This window comes from Microcoleus sp. Pol10D4, from assembly GCF_036701555.1.
Taxonomy (GTDB): Bacteria; Cyanobacteriota; Cyanobacteriia; order Cyanobacteriales; family Microcoleaceae; genus Microcoleus.
Window position 1 is genome coordinate 1 of record NZ_JAUBRA010000097.1, and the last position, 16941, is coordinate 16941.

The window sequence follows — 16941 nt, forward strand, 5'->3', positions numbered from 1 at the left end:
GCTGTTACTGTTGGTGGTTGGGAGGGGAATCAAGTTTGGTTAGGACAAGTTGATGGTACTTTCTCCCCAGGAAATTCCTTTGGATATGGGTCTCAGGGTGTAAGTTTAGGGGATGTAAATAGAGATGGACGCCTCGATGCTGTTACTGTTGGTGGTTGGGAGGGGAATCAAGTTTGGTTAGGACAAGTTGATGGTACTTTCTCCCCAGGAAATTCATTTGGGTCGCGGTCTAATGGTGTAGGTTTAGGGGATGTAAATGGAGATGGACGCCTTGATGCTGTTACTGTTGCTCCGTGGATGCAGAATCAAGTTTGGTTAAATGTTCCTTCTAATAGCGCTCCTACCGATATCAGTCTCGACAAGACCAGCATCCCTGAAAACGTACCCGCTAACACCTTGGTTGGAACCTTCAGCACCACCGACCCCGATGAGGGCGATAAATTTACTTACAGCTTGGTAGAAGGCTACAAAGATAACAATGCCTTTATCATTGACGGCGCCCAACTGAAAATCAAGGATTCCCCCGACTATGAAACCAAGTCAACTTACAACATCCGTGTTCGCACTACCGATGCTGGAAAACTGCCTTACGAGAAGGACTTGGTGGTTAATATTAATGATATCGATGAGACGATCAACAAGACGATCTCCGGTACACCCAATAACGACATTCTGCGCGGTACTGCGGCTGGTGACAAAATCGACGGTTTAGCAGGTAGCGATCGCCTTTACGGTGATGCCGGAAACGATACCATCAATGGCGGCGACGGCGACGATATTGCCTACGGTGGCAATGATAACGATGTGCTGTTGGGGGGTAATGGCAGCGATCGGCTTTACGGTGATGCGGGTAACGACGAACTCCTCGGTGGTGACGGTGATGACATTCTCTATGGGGGTGATGGAAATGATATCCTCAATGGCGGTGCAGGGAGCGATCGGCTTTACGGTGATGCAGGGAGCGATACCTTTGTCCTAGCATCGGGAATGGGTCTCGATTCCATCTACAAGTTTGAAGATGGCATAGACATAATCCGATTAGATGGAGGTTTAACTTTCGGTGCTTTACAGATTGCCCAAAGCGGCACTTCCACCTTAATTAAAATTGCATCAACCGGAGTCACCCTCGCTTCTTTAGTTAACACGAATTCCGCCTTGATTGGGGTGGATGATTTTATCGCGATCGCACCTGTCGAATTGTCTTAATCCTGAAATTATCAGGTGCGTTAACTTCCGTTAGCGCACCCTTGATTTTAATTTTATAATTATCAAAAATTCACAACATTTATCCCAATAAATATTTTTTATTGCATCTTTAGCGAGCCTAAATAAATTGTGTAATTCTTGTAGGGGCCAACCCCCCGTGGTTGCCCCGATCCGTAGGGGTTTGCACGGGGCGCTACCCCTACATATTTGTACTAATGATTTAGACGCGCTATAGATAACAATATTAAAGCCAGAAATTGAATTGTTATTAAATCATCAGGATCTCCGAGTTGAATCACTGTATTAACTCATATATTTAATCCCTACTTGCCGCGCTTCTAATGATAATTAACTTGCTAAAATTTATCGTTAACCCTACTGCGCTCCTCTCAACAGCATACAATGGTAGTATTCTCGTCGGTTTGACTCTCCTGAGCATCGCTTACTCAACCCCAGCTATAGCAGAAACAAGCACCAATTTACTCGACACATCCCATCAACTCGATTCCTCTGCTGCGAGTATTTCCGACCTTCCAGAAACCACCCCTTTATCAGAAACACCCAACAGGTTTACTTATCCTACAAACCAGGAACCCTCCTCCCCAAATTTAGCCTCTGAACCTGAACCCACAGAACCCCAATCAACTAATAATCCTAACGGATTGCCCCAACCTTCTGCGCCATCTACTGACCCCGATTACATTATTCCATCTCGAAGCGCTCCAAGTGTTTCCGACCTTCCAGAAGCCACCTCTTTATCAGAAACACCCAACTGGTCTACTTATGCTACAGACTTGGAACCCTCATCCCCAAATTTAGCCTCTGAACCTGAACCCACAAAACCCCCATCAACTAATAATCCTAACGGATTGCCCCAACCTTCTGCGCCATCTACTGACCCCGATTACATTATTCCACCTCGAATCGCTCCAGACGAAAAAATTAGCCCCTTTACGACCAATTTACTTCTCAATGACATTCCCATCAGCCATCTAACTGAATGGGAGTTTAGTGGTTTCCAAACTTTTGCTGACACCACAGACAGCGATATTTTTTTTAATGGCACTCTCAAACTTAACAGTCGAGTCAGTGAAAGCTTAAGCCGAAATAATATTTATAGAGTAGACCAAAAAGGCACTTATTTGCAACTGCGGACTGTTCCCCTAGAACGAACAATTACAACCACAACTACCGCACCCCAAACCATGACGGGGTTAGAAATTCAAATGAGTTTAACGGCGGCTTGTATTTTTCCCAATACTCCCAGTGACCAACAATGTACTTATACCCCAGGTTTAGTTATCGATCGCAATAGTATAGATCCCGAATTTTTCGTACCTACCCGCGTCTTTCAAACGTCTCAGGTTGGGGAGGTTGTCAAACCGGAAACTTTGGCTTTTATGCAGCTTCCAGGCTTTCAAGGGGGAACCAGCAGTCAACCGATTGGCGTCGATTTTTATTTTCCCAATTCGGGGGCTTATCCGGGAAACAGCCAATCCCAAAAAACAAAAGTTGAGAGAAAAGAAGAAATTGATTATACGATTGCAGGTACTGTTTCCCGAGTTCGTCAAGTTGTTAAAGCCAATGATCGAGAAGCCGTTTTAGGGCGGACTATTCGAGGCTTTACTCTCTTTGTTGATGATGAAAATCGCTGGCTCAATACGGCTATTCAAGCGGGGGCGCAAATTTTACCCGATGTCATTCCTGACCTACAAGGCAGTAAAAATCCCGTTAATACTAATATCAACCGCAACTTATTTTTAGCGGCTAATAATACTCGTTTACCCAGCAATAGTTTTACGATCTATTCCGCCGGACTCGGACGCGCAGAAAGTTTAACGCCTAATGTCACCAGCTTAAATCAAGTTCCTAGAGCAAATTATAACAGCCTTTGGCTCGGTCTTTCTCCCGTGATCGATCGCAATATTGAAGATGGTCGAATCTTTTACGATCCAACAGGGCCACAAGTCACCCTTGTGAATGCTGGTGCAGAAGGTGGAGCAAATACCAATGTACAGTTATCCTCTGCGGTTAACCAAAATCAGTATTCTACGGCAAATTTGCAGAATTTTTATGCCCAAGTTTATTTAAGCTTTTTACAGCAAGATGTCAACTTTGTTAGAGAAAGTATCTATGGGGAAAAAAGCTCTTACTATCCTCATCTCAGCTTTACCGGAAACTGGACAGGAGGCGAAGATATCCTGCGATACTATACGGGTGTGATTGCTTCAGAAAAGCCCAAACTCTACCTCGGTGCTGATTACACGAGAAACACGCTAAACAATTGGAGTTTTCGCGGCGGTGCAATTGGTTATCTCAACCCCGATCGCGATTATTACAGCCAACTTTGGGGGAGTGTCGCCAAAACCTTTCGCTTCAGTAGGCGGGCAAACTTAACCTTATCAACTGGCTTCAATTATGCTCTCGATCGAGAAACAAAAATTGGTGATGTACTTAGTATTTCACCAGCTAGTGAAGTTGCCGTTAGTGCTCGCCTGAATTGGGGAATTTTTTCTCTGGGTTTGACCAACTATTTTGGTGATATCCTACCCAATTCCTACGACGATCGCTTACTGGCTGAGTTAACCATCCGTCCTCTAAGCACTCTCACTCTGTCTGGTTATATCGCCCCCATCGATAAAAACTCCACTCGCTCTCTCTACGGTGCGAGTGTAAGTTGGCAACTGGAAAATAAGTATAACAGTCCCACCCTATCCCTCAATTGGCAAAATAACCAATATGATTATGGTGATGATGTTTTCGGGAATCGTTTATTATTGAATGATAATGTTTTTACGATCCTTTTTCGCATTGGTTCTCCAGCGAATCCGCTCTCTCGTTAATCTTACCCAGATTAGAAGCCAACTAATTTGCCCAAATAAAAAATCAGACTTCTGCCTCATCCCCGCCTGTGAACCGTTTGAGAAAATCTAGGCTAATAGGGACTCTCACCGAGATTACCTCATTTGCGAGTTAATCTGCTTCGGACGGCAGTGCCATAATGTTTTAGCACACTAAGTACGGAATAACCGGAAATACGGATGCTATGGGAATTGCCAGTATCTAGGGAAGCCGTCAAATCAAAATATAATCAACTGCTACGCAGCTTAAGAGTCACGCAGGGTTCTTAAGGAACGGTTGAGGGTAGCGATCAACCCTTACCCGCTAAAAACATTAGTGTTATTTTCGATCGTCGATACAGGACGAATAATTTTTGACGATCGACAAACAGTTCCGTCCATCAGCCGTTCTCTCGTAACTAATACTGTCTGCGATGTCTTTGATTAATTTTAGGCCCCGCCCGCCCGGAGAGTGAACATCGACTTTTTCCGAAATATCTTTGATTTTTTTCTCTAAATCAAACGGATCGCCCGAGTCCCAAATTTTAATCTCTAAAGATTCAGCGAACACAGCCACCTGAATGTCAACAGGCAAATCCGCTGGTTTGCCCTTGTGGGCGTGACGCACCGCATTCGTAAAGCCCTCAGCCAAAGCCAACTGACACCTTATCCACACACTTGTAGGAATTCGCGAGTCGTACAATTGTGCAAACCACGACAAAACCCAGCTTAATCCATTCAGACCTGTATTGACTTGAATATCCGCTTTTTTTAGCATCGGCAACTTTTCGGAACCCTTACCCTTTAATTCAATCACGCTCACCACAGAAGTTCTTCATCGGCCGGTGGGCAAAATACAACGAGACAAAATACAACCCTATAAAATACAACGAGACAAAGTATAACGGCGGCAAAATTGAATGGTAGTTTGAGGATACTAGCTTTGGTGGGCCGTGGATAAATGTCTAATCCACTAATCGGTTGGTGACTATACCATAAATAGCATTTTTATGTCAACCAGCGCCTGTGGCAAATAAAAGTCTATAAAAATTTATATTCTGAGTATAAACTGAGTGAAGTTCGATCGCGCCAAATTTCCATCAAATTTTAACGTAAATTGAACTCAACGACCCGCCCTCAAAAGCAATTACCTCGAAAGCGATGTCAATAAACTATACTCAATCTCAGACAAGGGCGCTGACAGGATATATTTTAAATGACCCCCAGACCTTGAAAAACTTGTAGTACCTAAGTGCCCATGTTTCAAATTCTGGTTATTGACGATGATACGGCTGTTCAAGAACTGCTGAGAAGAACCCTGAAAAAACAGGGTTACGAAGTAACAGTAGCAAGCAATGGCGAAGACGGTGTAGCCCAGGCGCAAAAATTGCGTCCGGCCCTGATAATTTGCGATTGGATCATGCCGCGCTTGACCGGCATCGATGTCTGCCGTCGAGTTAAGGCAGATCCGGATCTGTCAACTACACAATTCTTTTTGTTGACTTCTTTGGGTTCGATCGCCGATCGAGTCAAAGGCCTCGACGCCGGTGCCGACGATTTTATCTCAAAGCCGATCGAACTCAACGAGTTACAGGCGAGAGTACGCGCCGGATTGCGGCTGCACCAACTCAGCCGAGATTTAAAAATTGCCAAGCAAAATCTGGAAGCAGAGTTAGCTGAGGCGGCGGAGTACGTGCAATCACTGTTGCCAGATCCGATGACGGAACCTTTCAGCATCGAGGCAAAATTCATTCCTTCCCGGCAGTTGGGGGGAGATTGCTTCGACTACAACTGGCTAGATGGCGATTATTTGGCAATTTACTTGCTCGACGTAGCCGGTCACGGTTTGCGGGCGGCGCTGCCTTCGGTGGCCGTGCTGAATCTGCTGCGATCGCGCACTCTGCCCAACATTGACTATTACAAACCCAGCGACGTTTTGCGCGCCCTGAACACCACCTTCCAGATGAGCTACCAAAATGACAAGTATTTCACCATCTGGTACGGCGTTTACAACCGCATTTCTCGCCAGCTAGTTTATGCCAGCGCCGGCCATCCACCGGCCGTGTTGATTTCCCAGTCGCCTGCGAGCACTGCTAAAATCCAGCGATTAAAAACCCCCGGAATGCCGGTCGGAATGTTCCCCGACGCCCCCTATGTCGATAATTGCTGCGATGTCGAGGATTTGAGCACTCTCTACATCTTTAGCGACGGGGTATACGAGATCCACCAACCTGACGGCAATATCTGGGGGCTTGACCCTTTCGTAGATTTGTTAGCAGCTTACAACGGTGCAAGTGCCGACCAGTTAGAGCTGGTTTTGAACTACATTCAAAAGTTGAACGCTAAAGCAGTTTTTGATGATGATTGGTCTTTACTCAAGGTAAACTTTGGCTAGCTGATTTCTTGCAGCGCATCTGCGACAAAATAGCAAGAAGGCAGCAGCCAAAAGATTTAGTTAGTTGAGAGAATTTTGCTATTAAAAGCATCGCGGGTCGGAAATATCTCGAAAACTCGATCCATGCTGGTGAGTTCAAATAAGATGCGGATTTGCTCGTTGATAGAACAGACAACTAATTGACTCCCAGCGGCCCGGACTGTTTTGAGCGCCAAGACTAAAGCGCCCAAACCAGAACTATCCATAAATGTCACATCAGTGAAGTCTATCAATACCACATCGGCTCCCGCTTCCACTAGGTCGCTAATCTCTTGGCGGAATTGACTTGCCTTGGTGCCGTCTAAAATGCCAGAGGGCTGAATAATTTTAACTACAGGACTCATATTTTGCGGTGGGAATGTCAGAATTTCTAGCCAGACTAGGCTAGTATAGCTGCGAGATGGACTCTGATCCAAATAAGAGAGGGGGAAAGCACCAGAGCCTGAGAGCGGGAGAATAGTTTTGAGTGCAAAAGATGGTGCTCGTCGCGGATCGTAACGCTGCTCAGAGTCGCAGCCCTTCGCCGGGAGTGAATTTTAAGATAGGGACAATCTTTGTCCTGCCGAAGGCCTTCTGGTATTAATCAAACTGGGCTAACTTTGGCGCGGTAGAGCAGTTTTTCGCCTTGTCTGTAGCCTGTGTAGCGGACTTTGACGGGTTCTCCGGGATCGGCTGTTCCTTCCATGAGCTGGTGCTGTTGGGGGTTGTAGGGAATCTCGGCTCCGACTGGGGCGATCGACTCCACTCCCCAATGCTCTAATAACTGCTCGACGGGCCGCAGCAGGGGCAGTAGTTTCTGAGCCCGCAAGTTGTGATTTTCCTGAGCTTTGCTTGCTGCAGTTGGCCACTGCAACATCCAAGATTCTAAAATTTGCACGCTAGATAGCTGGAATTCTTGCATCAAAGATTCTCGCTGCTGTTCGATCGAAGCTTGCAGGCGCTGATATTCTTGTTCTAGGGCACTCGGTGGTGCCTGTTCTAACTCTACATAGTTTGGCGCCAAGGTTGCGAGCAGTTCGGTTAAGGAAATTTGCAAAGCTTGACTAATTTTGAGCAGGATGTCGGCTCGGGTTTGCAAAGCTAAGCCGCGACGCAGGCGACTTAGCTGGATGTCGGAAACTCCTGCTTTTTTGCTGAGTTCTCGATCGCTCGAAAGCCCCGCCTGTTCCATCAGGCGTTGCATTTGAGGAGCATAATCTGGAATATTGGCAGTCACGAAAAACTCATCCAAATTAACTATTAGCCGGGAAGTCCCGGGCGTATATTTAGAGGGGATTAATCAGAGCGCTGTGCCCCGTACCCCGTTGGGAATTACTCCTTGGGATGAAAGGCTCGTCGGGTTTCGGTACCGAAACCGACAATTATTCTTTTATACCCCAAGATGATCGGGAAATACTCTGATACTATATTAGCAAGTGGGGGTGGAACTACCTCACTATAAAAAGCCTTTGAAAAAAAGGAAAAAGAAGCCTGCGGTCTAACTGTACTCAGTTGACCGTCAGGTTTGTTCACTAAATGGACATATTCTCGATCGTAAACTGTCACGAGCCTTAAGGAAATACATCTGTGGGGCGGGCTCGGACGCCCACCCCACAACTTTTTTTGTGGCTATTTGACGGCAACTTTTTCGGCGGTGGCTGTTGCAGTTGTCGCAGAACCTTGCAAATGCGCTTCTAGGAACCACAAACGCTTGTCAATTGTCCGCGAAATTTCGGTGTAGAGATCCGCTGTATCGGCATCGCCGAGTTCGTCTGCTTTGCCGATGGCGACTCGCAAGTGTTGGGCGTAGGGTGCGTAGCGATCGGCCAAAGCCGTCACATATTCTTTCCCGTCTAAAATGTCGAAAGGAAATTCTGGCAAAATCGAATCTGCAGCGGCTGTGCGGGCTGTTCCTACAGCCAAACCGCCCAAAGCTGTGACCCGTTCGGCAACCAAATCGATGTATTCTTCGAGTTCTGTTGCCATTTCGTCAAATAGCAAGTGCAACTGGTAGAAGTCCATGCCTTTAACGTTCCAGTGAGCTTGCTTGACTTGAGTTTTTAAGTCCAGAGTCGTTGCCAGCGTGGCGTTGAGCAGCCCGACTACTTGAGAGCGGGTGGCTGCTGAGATATCGATGCGGGTAGGGTAAAGATGTTGTTTGTGGTTGTTGGTAGTCATAGGTTTTTAGCTTGTTATTAGTGATTGTCGATCAAATATCTTAGAAAGGTTTGGGCGATCGAATGTTTGCCTGTCGTGAATTTCTATTGAGAGGCTCAGGCTAAGTGCATCTGCAACACCGCACGGGTAGCTCGGCGTACTTTACAGCGGATAGTTTCTAAACCGAGACGCTGGCAAGCTTCGTAGCGGTGGCAGCCGGAAAATCCGTAATAGTTTCCATCTACTTCTAGCACATCGATGGGTTCGTTTAAACCTACCTCGCGGATGGATTCCATGAGGGCGGCTACTTTGGTTTGGTCGTTGACTCGCGGCAGGGGGCGGCGAATCTGGTTGAGGGGAATTTCTTCTATCCTCATGGCGGGTCTCTTTTTTGCTTGTACTTAAATCATACTCGTAATGACTTCGACTTCGCAACAAAAATTAGGACTTACGCAAAAACCTGGTTTCTGCGGGGAATATGGGGGTTAGAAAATCCCAACTACTGCTATCTGGCCCGGAAATCCCATACAAATAGCTATGAATTGGCAACACTCAGTACAGACAGGCTTTTTCATGCCTTTCGATAGATCGATCGACCTCAACCTTCTAGGTACAGTGGGAGAAAAGATAAATTGTGGCTTGAAATTATGGCATCCTCCCAACCCCTCAAAGGAATTGAATTGATCGACTGCGCCAAAGCTAACGCCCAACAAGGAATCGCCACCGCCGCGAAGCTTTGTGGCTACGGAGGCGACCTCAGCACCTTCGAGCGGGAACTAAAAAAGGCTTGCCAAGACATCGGCGTCGAAGTCAAGGAGTTAAACGACTTGATTACGAATCAGCAGATGATGAAACAAGGAATGGGCATTGAAATCGCTCCAGATACTCCCTCAGAACTCTAGCCTCAATCTCCACCGCACCAGTTTTAGAGCTAAGATTGCCCTGACAACAGTATTTTGAGTCTGCTAGCTGAGGCAGGCTAGAATGTTTTGCATGGGAGGTTCCGACTTTTGGCAGGAGTCGTGTTTTCTCCCGCGAAGAGGGTGCTTTCTGGAGGGTGCACAGATTGTTAGGAGGACTGTCGTGTCAGATCAGCAAGACCGAATTATGCGTTTGTTTATAGAGGAGGCTAAGGAGCACCTCGATACTCTAGAAAATGGTTTAGTGGATTTAAAGTCCACGATGAAAGACCCCGAAAGCGTCCAAGAGATGTTTCGAGCCGCCCATTCCGTGAAAGGAGGGGCGGCTATGCTTGGCTTAGATAGTATTAAAACAACCTCTCACCGCTTGGAAGATTGTTTTAAGGTGCTCAAGGACGGGCCCGTCAAGCAGGTTGACCAAACGGCAGAATCCCTATTTTTAAAGGGAGTTGATACGCTTAAGGACTTGCTGGGGCGACTGGAGGGGCCTTTCGGCTTGAGGAATGAGGAGGGAGAAAAACTTGTGCAGCAGGTGATGCCTGTTTTTGCTCAACTGGAAACTCACCTCAATAAATTGGCGTCGGGCAAAGTGCAGGCTGCTGGGTCTGGTGCCCCCGCCGCTGCAACAGCGGGCGCTGTGCCGGCGAATTTTGCTGTTGAAGTGATGACTTTACTCAAAGAAATGTTGCAGGTGTTCAAGCAGAAAGAATCGCCTGCTAGTCGCTCTGAGTTGACGGCTGTGTGCGTTCGCCTCTATAAGTTGGGAGGTAAAATTGAGACTTGGCAAAATTTAGTTAAAACCGCTAGAGCGGCGATCGTTAATCCCAAAAACTCTTATAAAGTCTTAGCTCCGCTGATTATCAAAGAACTCAAGGAAGCTGGCGATTTAGTACAAGTGGGGAAAGTCAAGGCGATCGTTCCGAGTAAAAATTTGCTACTTTTGGCAGCAAGCCCAAAACCAGCAGCCCCAGCAGACCCAGTAGCCCCAGCCGCAGCGTCGAAGCAAGTCGCACTTCCCGCCGAACCGAAGGCCGTAGTCAAGCTTTTGCTCAAAACTTTCAACAAAAAGCAACTCTCGGAAATCGCCAAGTTACTGGTTAACGCCATCAAATCCTCGAACTAGGAGGTGTTGCAGTAGAAGATAGAATCAAAGCAATATTTGTGAGGCGGATAATTTTCTGGTGGGTGCTGGCAGCCGCTCGTTGAGCAGTAACTCGAAAAAATTCACTCACTCGATATTTTTGCCCTCTACCTTCTACTGTTGGGCAAGCCTGCGTTAGAATTAGTGAATATGTAGGCGTGCAATATTGTACCAGAATTAAAAATCGAGCAGGCTTTATAAGGCGGTAGCTGTGAAACCAATTAGTTCATTAGAAGATGCTTTAAACCGCTGTCAGGCGATGGGAATGCGCTTGAGCCGCCAGCGTCGATTTATTCTAGAACTTTTGTGGGAGGCAAAAGAACACCTCTCGGCTCGCGAAATTTACGATCGCCTCAACAAACAATCGCATTCGATCGGGCATACTTCTGTGTATCAAAATCTAGAAGCTTTGTCGAGAGCAGGGATTATTGAGTGCATAGAACGCTCGGAGGGACGCTTGTACGGCAATGTCAGCGACTCTCACTCTCACGTCAATTGTCTTGATACGGCTCAGATTCTGGACGTTCATGTGGAACTGCCGATCGACTTGATCGAGCTAATCCAAGAGCAAACGGGTGTCAAAATTGTAGACTACCGGATAGATTTCTACGGATATCGCTCGGCAGAGTCCGCTACGCAAGCATCGACTGTCAGCGATACGCCCAAGGCTTCGTAACGGATAAAGCAGCGGCTGTGGGAAGCAAAACCGATATTTGTACTGGGCTGATCGGTCGTATAAAATGATTCAAGTATTTAGCTCGGTTTGATCGGTTTTTTTGCCGTGGCCCACCGGAATTCGGCACAGTAGAAAAAAAATGAAAACAGAAAAATGAAACTTGATCGACAAGTTTGGCGATCGGGAATAAAATTTACGACTAAACCAAAAAATCAGTTCTACCGGCTACACGTAAAAGTGTAAACCAAATCCGGCTGTAGTGTCCCCTTGATTTTTTAATCGGCTTGGAGGAGACGAAAGTTTGTGTGGTTGCGGTTGAAACCGCTGAGTCTGATAAGGGAATTTCTGATCCGGATTTAATATTAGACCTTAGTTTAATCGCTCTCACAATTCATGTGCAGAGTCAATTCTAAAATCTAAAATCTAAAATCTAAAATCTAAAATTGCTCGACTGACGGGGCTTTATACTGTTTTTTCTGCTAAACGGCCCCGGGTTCTGTCAATAATTGTGTGATAACTGGTATGATTTACGTGCTTCGAGAGCCTAAAATACTCGGAAGCAACCAGTGGGGCCAGACACAAACCTCACTATAAAACGCCGTAGAGGGAAAGATTGCCAGTACCTTGAAGGAAGTTCTCGATCTCCTTGACAGGAGTTAGAAGCCCACATCACAATCTATGATTTGATGTGGGAGTGTCACGTGAAGAGTGCGCATTACAGGACAGGCTGAAGTAATGGCGAGACGACAATCTGACCAATTCCACATACCACCGCAATACAACCCATCCCCCAAACCGACGGCACAGTTCAGTGCAGAGGCGACAGGTGATGCGAGTTCCTCAGTAACGGCGCAGCCGACCGAGGGAAAAAGAACTTTTTGGCAGTGGCAGCTTATCTGGCTGAGTCTCCTGGTGGGATTTGGAGTAACAGGTGCCGCTGCATTTCTGTGGTTGCTGACGATGCCGCCGCCGCCCAATTGCGAGCAACTGTCGCCACTGGCGGCGGATGGAGAGCGACTTTACTGCGCTCAACAAGCTGCTAAGTCGGGCAAGCTGGAACAGCTAGAATCGGCAATGGCACTGGTGCAGGCTTGGCCAAAAGAACATCCGCTATACTCGCAGGGTCAACATTTGATAGGGGAATGGTCGAAAGCCATTCTGGGATTTGCCAGGGCAAAAATTGAGAAGGGCGATTTGAAAGGCGCCCTGGAGATTGTGGCGAAAATTCCGAAAACCAGTCCGTCTTACCCCGAGGTAGAAGAGGCTGTTACTGCTTGGGAAAAAAATTGGCAGGAGGGCCAAAAACTCTACGATACAGCCCTAGCAGCTTTGAAAAGTGAGGATTTAAGGAAAGCCTGGGATTATGCTCAAGCTCTATTTAAGCTGGAAAATATTTTCTGGAGTCAGAAGCGTTACAACGAGCTGATCCAGCAGATTTCTTTGGAAAGAAACGGCTGGCAGCGCTTGCAAGAGGCTAGAGATTTGGCGAAGGACGAAACTCCGCAAAAGTTCGCTGAGGCGATCGTCCTGGCTCGTAAAATAGACTCGCAGCTTTTTGCCCGCGCTAAAGCTGAGAAGGAAATTGAGGGCTGGAGTCGGACTTTGCTGGCAATGGCTACTAAGCGGTTGGAGGCGAAAGATTTGCCGGGGGCGATCGAGGCTGCTTCTGTTGTGCCGCAGGATTCGCTACTGTTTGCGGAAGCTCAAGATTTGATGCAGTTGGGTAGGGCTCAGGCAGTGACGTGGAACCAGTCGATATCAACTCCGCTGCCACAACACATTTTTAGCTTGCTCGAAGGGCAGGGGGCTGCTAGCCAAATAGCTCCGGGTCGCCCTCTGTACAAGCAAGCTCAAGTTCAAATTGAAACTTTACAGGTGCAGTTTCAAGATTTGCTGCGGCTACAAGTGGCGAGTACGATCGCTAGTTTCGGTCAGATAGGGACGTTTGGACTCGCGATCGAGCAAGCGCAAACCATCGGAATTAAGCAACCGCGGCGGATTCACGCTCAAACTTTGGTGGCTGCTTGGCGTCGGGAAATTCAGCGGATCGAAGACCAATCTTTTCTGACTCTGGCGAAGCAGTTGGCCCAAGCGCAGACGGTTGAAGGACTCAAGGGCGGTATGGCTCAGTTAGTCCTGGTTGCTCAAAACCGCCCCCGCAGGATAGAAGCGCAAACTCTCTTGGCTCAGTGGACGAAACGCATAGAAGTTATTCAAGATCAGCCTTTTTTGGATGAAGCGATCGCCCTGGCGAAGCAAGGAAAACTTAGTGCTGCTATTGAAAAAGCTTCGCAAATTAAGAGCGGTAGGACTTTGTACGCGAAAGCTCAAGATAATGTCTATCAGTGGGTGAGCGAACTGCAAGTTGCTCAAGACCGACCGATTCTCGATCGAGCTGCGGAATTGGCGTCTCAAGGCAGTCTAGGAGCGGCGATCGATACGGCTTCCCAAATCGGTTACGGTAGGGCGCTGTATTCAGAGGCGGCAAGTGCGATCGGGCGCTGGAGTGCTGAACTTAGAGCCAACAGTGCACCGCCGCCGGAACCCGCTCGCGATTACGCGCCGGCTCCTGCAGAGGAGTATGCGCCAGCTCCTCGACAGGAGGAGTACGCGCCAGCTCCGCGACAGGAGGAGTACGCGCCAGCTCCGCGACAGGAGGAGTACGCGCCAGAGCCAGAGCCTTACTATCCGCCTGCGAGACAAGAGGCCCCGGCTCCCGAACCTTACTATCCGCCTGCGAGAGAGCCGGAACCTTACTATCCGCCTGCTAGAGAGCCGGAACCGGAACCTTACAATCCGCCCGCGAGAGAGCCGGAACCTTACTATCCGCCGGCCAGACAAGAAGCCCCAGCTCCGGCTCCGGAGCCTGCTGCTCCTCCGGCTCCGGCTCCGGAACCCGCGCCGCCCTCGATTCCTGAATCGGCTGGGCCTCCTGATGCTAATTTGCTCCCGGAGTAATTGGGTTTTCGCGCGATCGGTCTCTAAAATCTCAAATCTAAAATCAAGTGAGTAATTTCCAAGTGCTGACGATCGAGGGCGACCCCATTTTCCGGCTGGGGCTGCGAGTTGCTTGCGAGCAGTATCCAGACTTGCAAGTTGTTGCAGAGGTTTCAACGGCAACCGAGGCTTTGCGGGTTCTAGAAGCTCGCTCTATCGGCTCTGGATCTGCCAAGAAGCCTGCAGATTTGGTAATTCTGGCTGTTGAGACTTTAAATTTGCGATCGGGCCAAACAGAGGCCCTGGCTTTTTGTCGCGAACTCAAAAGTTTGTACCCCAACCTGCCCCTGTTGCTGCTAGGCGGGCCGCTGACACCCGATCTGTTGGCGGATGTACAGGCGGCGGGCGCGAATGGCTATTGTCCTAAAGGTAGAGATATTTCCCTGACAATCGAGGCTATTCGCGCGGTGGCATCTGGTCGCACTTATTGGGCGACGGATGCGGGCACTAACCCGGAAATAGAACTAAATGCAGCGGTTGTTCAAACAGTAGAAAACTCCGCAGTAATTGCAGATAAAAATGCAGATAATTCTACAGTTGATACGCCAGTACACAAAAAAATGCTGGCTTATTTTTGTCAGTCTGGACTACGGGAAATAGATGCAACTTTGGCGGTTGTCCAAGCTGATTTGCAAGAGATTAAAGCGGCAGCTCCGACAGATTTGCCCTCTATTTTAGATGGGGTTGTACTCAGCGGGCGCCGCAGAGAATTGCTGGCTGCTCGCTGGATTGTCAGTCAGTTATTATTTGAAGGAAAAGGGGAGAAGGAAGAAGGAAGAAGGAAGAAGGAAGAAGGAAGAGGGAAGAGGGGAGAAGGCAGAAGGGAGAGGGGAGAAGGCAGAGGGGAGAAAGAAGAAATTAGAGGCGAGAATTTGTTAAATAATTCTCAATTGCAATTAGCGAATTCCCAAGTTTTGACTGAATCTTTGGTGGTTGCAACTAATTGGCAAGGTAGCTTGTTTGACTCGGCGGCAGCTAAATGGCAGTTTGATTTGGTGAATTTGACTGGCTTGCCTTTGGAAATCGATATTTTGCGATCGCCCAAAAAGCGTGAATTGATGAGTTCCATCCTGCGGAAGTTAAAGGATTTGCTGGAGGAATTGCGCTTTTCGCAAGTGCAGGAAACTCAATTGTCGCAAAAAATGCCTGCTATTTTACGGGATTTGTGGGAGGCGACAATCATAGATTTTTTTGGCAGATACTATACATTGCCAACGGGAGAAAATCTGGTTTTTGATGGCAGTCAAACAAGCTTGAAAGTTGCAGAAAGTCAAGGAGAAAGCGCTGGTTATCTCTTGGCAGGCAGCGGCGTAGAAATTGTGCCGATGCTGCTGGCAGATGCTGATGTAGTTGCAGCACAAATCCTTGACAAAATACCGATGACAGTTGATTTGTTTGCACATTTGCTATTTGAAATTCCTCTAACAGTTGACAATATTTCTTGTGTCGCTGGCAGCCCGGAAGCAATGCAGCGAGCTGAAGCTTTATTAGAAAATTTGGCAATTCAAGTTGCTAGCGGAGTGGTACAGCCTCTACTAAATAATTTGGCAAATATTGAAGAAATCAAGCAAATTTTTTACGATGGTAAGTTGATTTCGACGCGCGAAATTGAGAGATTTCGGAATGATTTGTCGTGGAGATATAGCTGGGATAGATATTTTGTGGAACCGAAAGCTATTTTTGAAAGCAGGTTTTGGCTGTTTGTTTTGGGCGATTCTGGAATTAAGAGAATTTCTATTTATGCTCCTAGAAATCTAGAGTTAGCACAGTTGTCTGGGTGGCAGTTAGCCTTGACTTTGCTGCTGGAAACCAGGGATGCGATCGCACCTAGAGTTCGCGCGGTTATTTCGCTGTTGGGTGCTGGCGTTGTTTACGTTTTGACTCAGGTTATAGGGCGGGGAATTGGTTTGATCGGGCGGGGAATTATCCAGGGGATTGGTAATTCTTTGCAAGATAGTAAGTTTGGGAAAAATGGGTAATTAGTTACAGGATATTCTAGGTATAATACTAAATCCTGGTTATTTACCCCAACGATTAAGGTATGCTGAGGAAATCAACAGTCATTAAAAACTGACAATAAAATTGTGTTACAGTGTAAAGGTATGAGGGTAGGATTCCAGAATTTGATGACCATGGCAACTTCCCACCAGGAGTGTATTGGGCAGAATGGGAAGAGTTCAAAGACAGATTTGGAACAACATGAAGAGTCAGATTATCAATGTGCTAGCTGGGTGGAAATTATCGATATTACTGAATCCTTAGCAGTTGAACTAAAAACAGCTAGTTGTGTGGTGGATTTTCAGGAGATAGAAATTAGGAAAAAAACTATAGCGGAGTTTGTGGAGCGACAACGAAAGAAGTTAGAAATTAAGGCTCATCAAGTCGAGAAATAGTGATTAGTTATTAGCGATGGCGAGCGTTAATTTATTCCTAGAAGCATTAACAACCTAAATTAGGTCATTCTGAATGAAGCGAAGAATATCAAAAATTGGCAACACCATCGAAAGTGCGATCGCTGGGGGGGTGACAAAGAGGTCTACGAGATAGACTGTATAAGGGTTGCAGCCCGCATACCTTGTTGATAAAAGCGG

14 protein-coding genes are annotated in these 16941 nt (G+C 47.2%); 9 read left to right on the forward strand and 5 right to left on the reverse strand.

The window, feature by feature from the left end; genetic code table 11:
• Window positions 1–1206: FG-GAP-like repeat-containing protein (locus tag QUA36_RS28785; protein WP_333459883.1), on the forward strand; the 1206-nt coding region annotated here is incomplete at its 5' end.
• A 341-nt stretch (window positions 1207–1547) separates the two neighbouring features.
• Window positions 1548–4049, forward strand: a complete 2502-nt coding sequence (locus QUA36_RS28790) for a hypothetical protein (protein ID WP_333459884.1) — start codon at window positions 1548–1550, stop codon at window positions 4047–4049.
• A 337-nt stretch (window positions 4050–4386) separates the two neighbouring features.
• Here QUA36_RS28790 and QUA36_RS28795 read toward each other — a convergent pair whose 3' ends face one another.
• Complete coding sequence (locus QUA36_RS28795; RefSeq protein WP_333459885.1) at window positions 4387–4872, reverse strand: ATP-binding protein; 486 nt, start codon at window positions 4870–4872, stop codon at window positions 4387–4389.
• A 432-nt stretch (window positions 4873–5304) separates the two neighbouring features.
• Here QUA36_RS28795 and QUA36_RS28800 point away from each other — a divergent pair, with 432 nt between their 5' ends.
• On the forward strand, window positions 5305–6441 hold the full coding sequence (locus tag QUA36_RS28800) for a SpoIIE family protein phosphatase (protein WP_333166469.1): 1137 nt from the start codon (window positions 5305–5307) through the stop codon (window positions 6439–6441).
• Window positions 6442–6497: 56 nt separating this feature from the next.
• Here the strand turns inward: QUA36_RS28800 and QUA36_RS28805 are convergent, their stop codons facing one another.
• The 4 genes from QUA36_RS28805 to QUA36_RS28820 form a co-directional block, all read right to left on the reverse strand.
• Window positions 6498–6824, reverse strand: coding sequence for an STAS domain-containing protein (locus tag QUA36_RS28805; RefSeq protein WP_333029330.1), 327 nt, complete (start codon window positions 6822–6824; stop codon window positions 6498–6500).
• A gap of 239 nt (window positions 6825–7063) precedes the next feature.
• Entirely contained in the window at window positions 7064–7696 is a 633-nt protein-coding gene (locus QUA36_RS28810) for a helix-turn-helix transcriptional regulator (protein ID WP_333454139.1), read from the reverse strand.
• Window positions 7697–8088: 392 nt separating this feature from the next.
• On the reverse strand, window positions 8089–8637 hold the full coding sequence (gene dps / locus QUA36_RS28815) for a DNA starvation/stationary phase protection protein Dps (protein ID WP_333459886.1): 549 nt from the start codon (window positions 8635–8637) through the stop codon (window positions 8089–8091).
• 95 nt (window positions 8638–8732) lie between these two features.
• A complete protein-coding gene (locus QUA36_RS28820; RefSeq protein WP_333372377.1) occupies window positions 8733–8993 on the reverse strand; it encodes a sulfiredoxin in 261 nt (86 codons plus the stop codon).
• A gap of 270 nt (window positions 8994–9263) precedes the next feature.
• Here QUA36_RS28820 and QUA36_RS28825 point away from each other — a divergent pair, with 270 nt between their 5' ends.
• From QUA36_RS28825 to QUA36_RS31480, 6 genes are all read left to right on the forward strand, one after another.
• Window positions 9264–9518, forward strand: a complete 255-nt coding sequence (locus QUA36_RS28825) for a hypothetical protein (RefSeq protein WP_333166462.1) — start codon at window positions 9264–9266, stop codon at window positions 9516–9518.
• 82 nt (window positions 9519–9600) lie between these two features.
• Window positions 9601–10659, forward strand: a complete 1059-nt coding sequence (locus tag QUA36_RS28830) for an Hpt domain-containing protein (RefSeq protein WP_333166460.1) — start codon at window positions 9601–9603, stop codon at window positions 10657–10659.
• A gap of 229 nt (window positions 10660–10888) precedes the next feature.
• Window positions 10889–11353 (forward strand): Fur family transcriptional regulator, encoded by a 465-nt coding sequence (locus QUA36_RS28835; RefSeq protein ID WP_333166458.1) that lies wholly within the window; start codon window positions 10889–10891, stop codon window positions 11351–11353.
• A 735-nt stretch (window positions 11354–12088) separates the two neighbouring features.
• Window positions 12089–14311 (forward strand): hypothetical protein, encoded by a 2223-nt coding sequence (locus QUA36_RS28840; protein ID WP_333459887.1) that lies wholly within the window; start codon window positions 12089–12091, stop codon window positions 14309–14311.
• 47 nt (window positions 14312–14358) lie between these two features.
• A complete protein-coding gene (locus tag QUA36_RS28845; protein WP_333459888.1) occupies window positions 14359–16329 on the forward strand; it encodes a DUF3685 domain-containing protein in 1971 nt (656 codons plus the stop codon).
• A 173-nt stretch (window positions 16330–16502) separates the two neighbouring features.
• The gene (locus QUA36_RS31480) at window positions 16503–16553 is read left to right on the forward strand and encodes a hypothetical protein (RefSeq protein WP_445301468.1); all 51 of its coding nucleotides are present in this window, start codon (window positions 16503–16505) and stop codon (window positions 16551–16553) included.
• Window positions 16554–16941: the final 388 nt, after the last annotated feature.

Bases quoted from the DNA above. Each gene is read 5' to 3' on its own strand.
- QUA36_RS28790 (WP_333459884.1), top strand. From the start codon at position 1,548: ATGATAATTAACTTGCTAAAATTTATCGTTAACCCTACTGCGCTCCTC.
- QUA36_RS28800 (WP_333166469.1), top strand. From the start codon at position 5,305: ATGTTTCAAATTCTGGTTATTGACGATGATACGGCTGTTCAAGAACTG.
- QUA36_RS28805 (WP_333029330.1), bottom strand. From the start codon at position 6,824: ATGAGTCCTGTAGTTAAAATTATTCAGCCCTCTGGCATTTTAGACGGC.
- dps (WP_333459886.1), bottom strand. From the start codon at position 8,637: ATGACTACCAACAACCACAAACAACATCTTTACCCTACCCGCATCGAT.
- QUA36_RS28820 (WP_333372377.1), bottom strand. From the start codon at position 8,993: ATGAGGATAGAAGAAATTCCCCTCAACCAGATTCGCCGCCCCCTGCCG.
- QUA36_RS28825 (WP_333166462.1), top strand. From the start codon at position 9,264: ATGGCATCCTCCCAACCCCTCAAAGGAATTGAATTGATCGACTGCGCC.
- QUA36_RS28830 (WP_333166460.1), top strand. From the start codon at position 9,601: ATGTTTTGCATGGGAGGTTCCGACTTTTGGCAGGAGTCGTGTTTTCTC.
- QUA36_RS28840 (WP_333459887.1), top strand. From the start codon at position 12,089: ATGGCGAGACGACAATCTGACCAATTCCACATACCACCGCAATACAAC.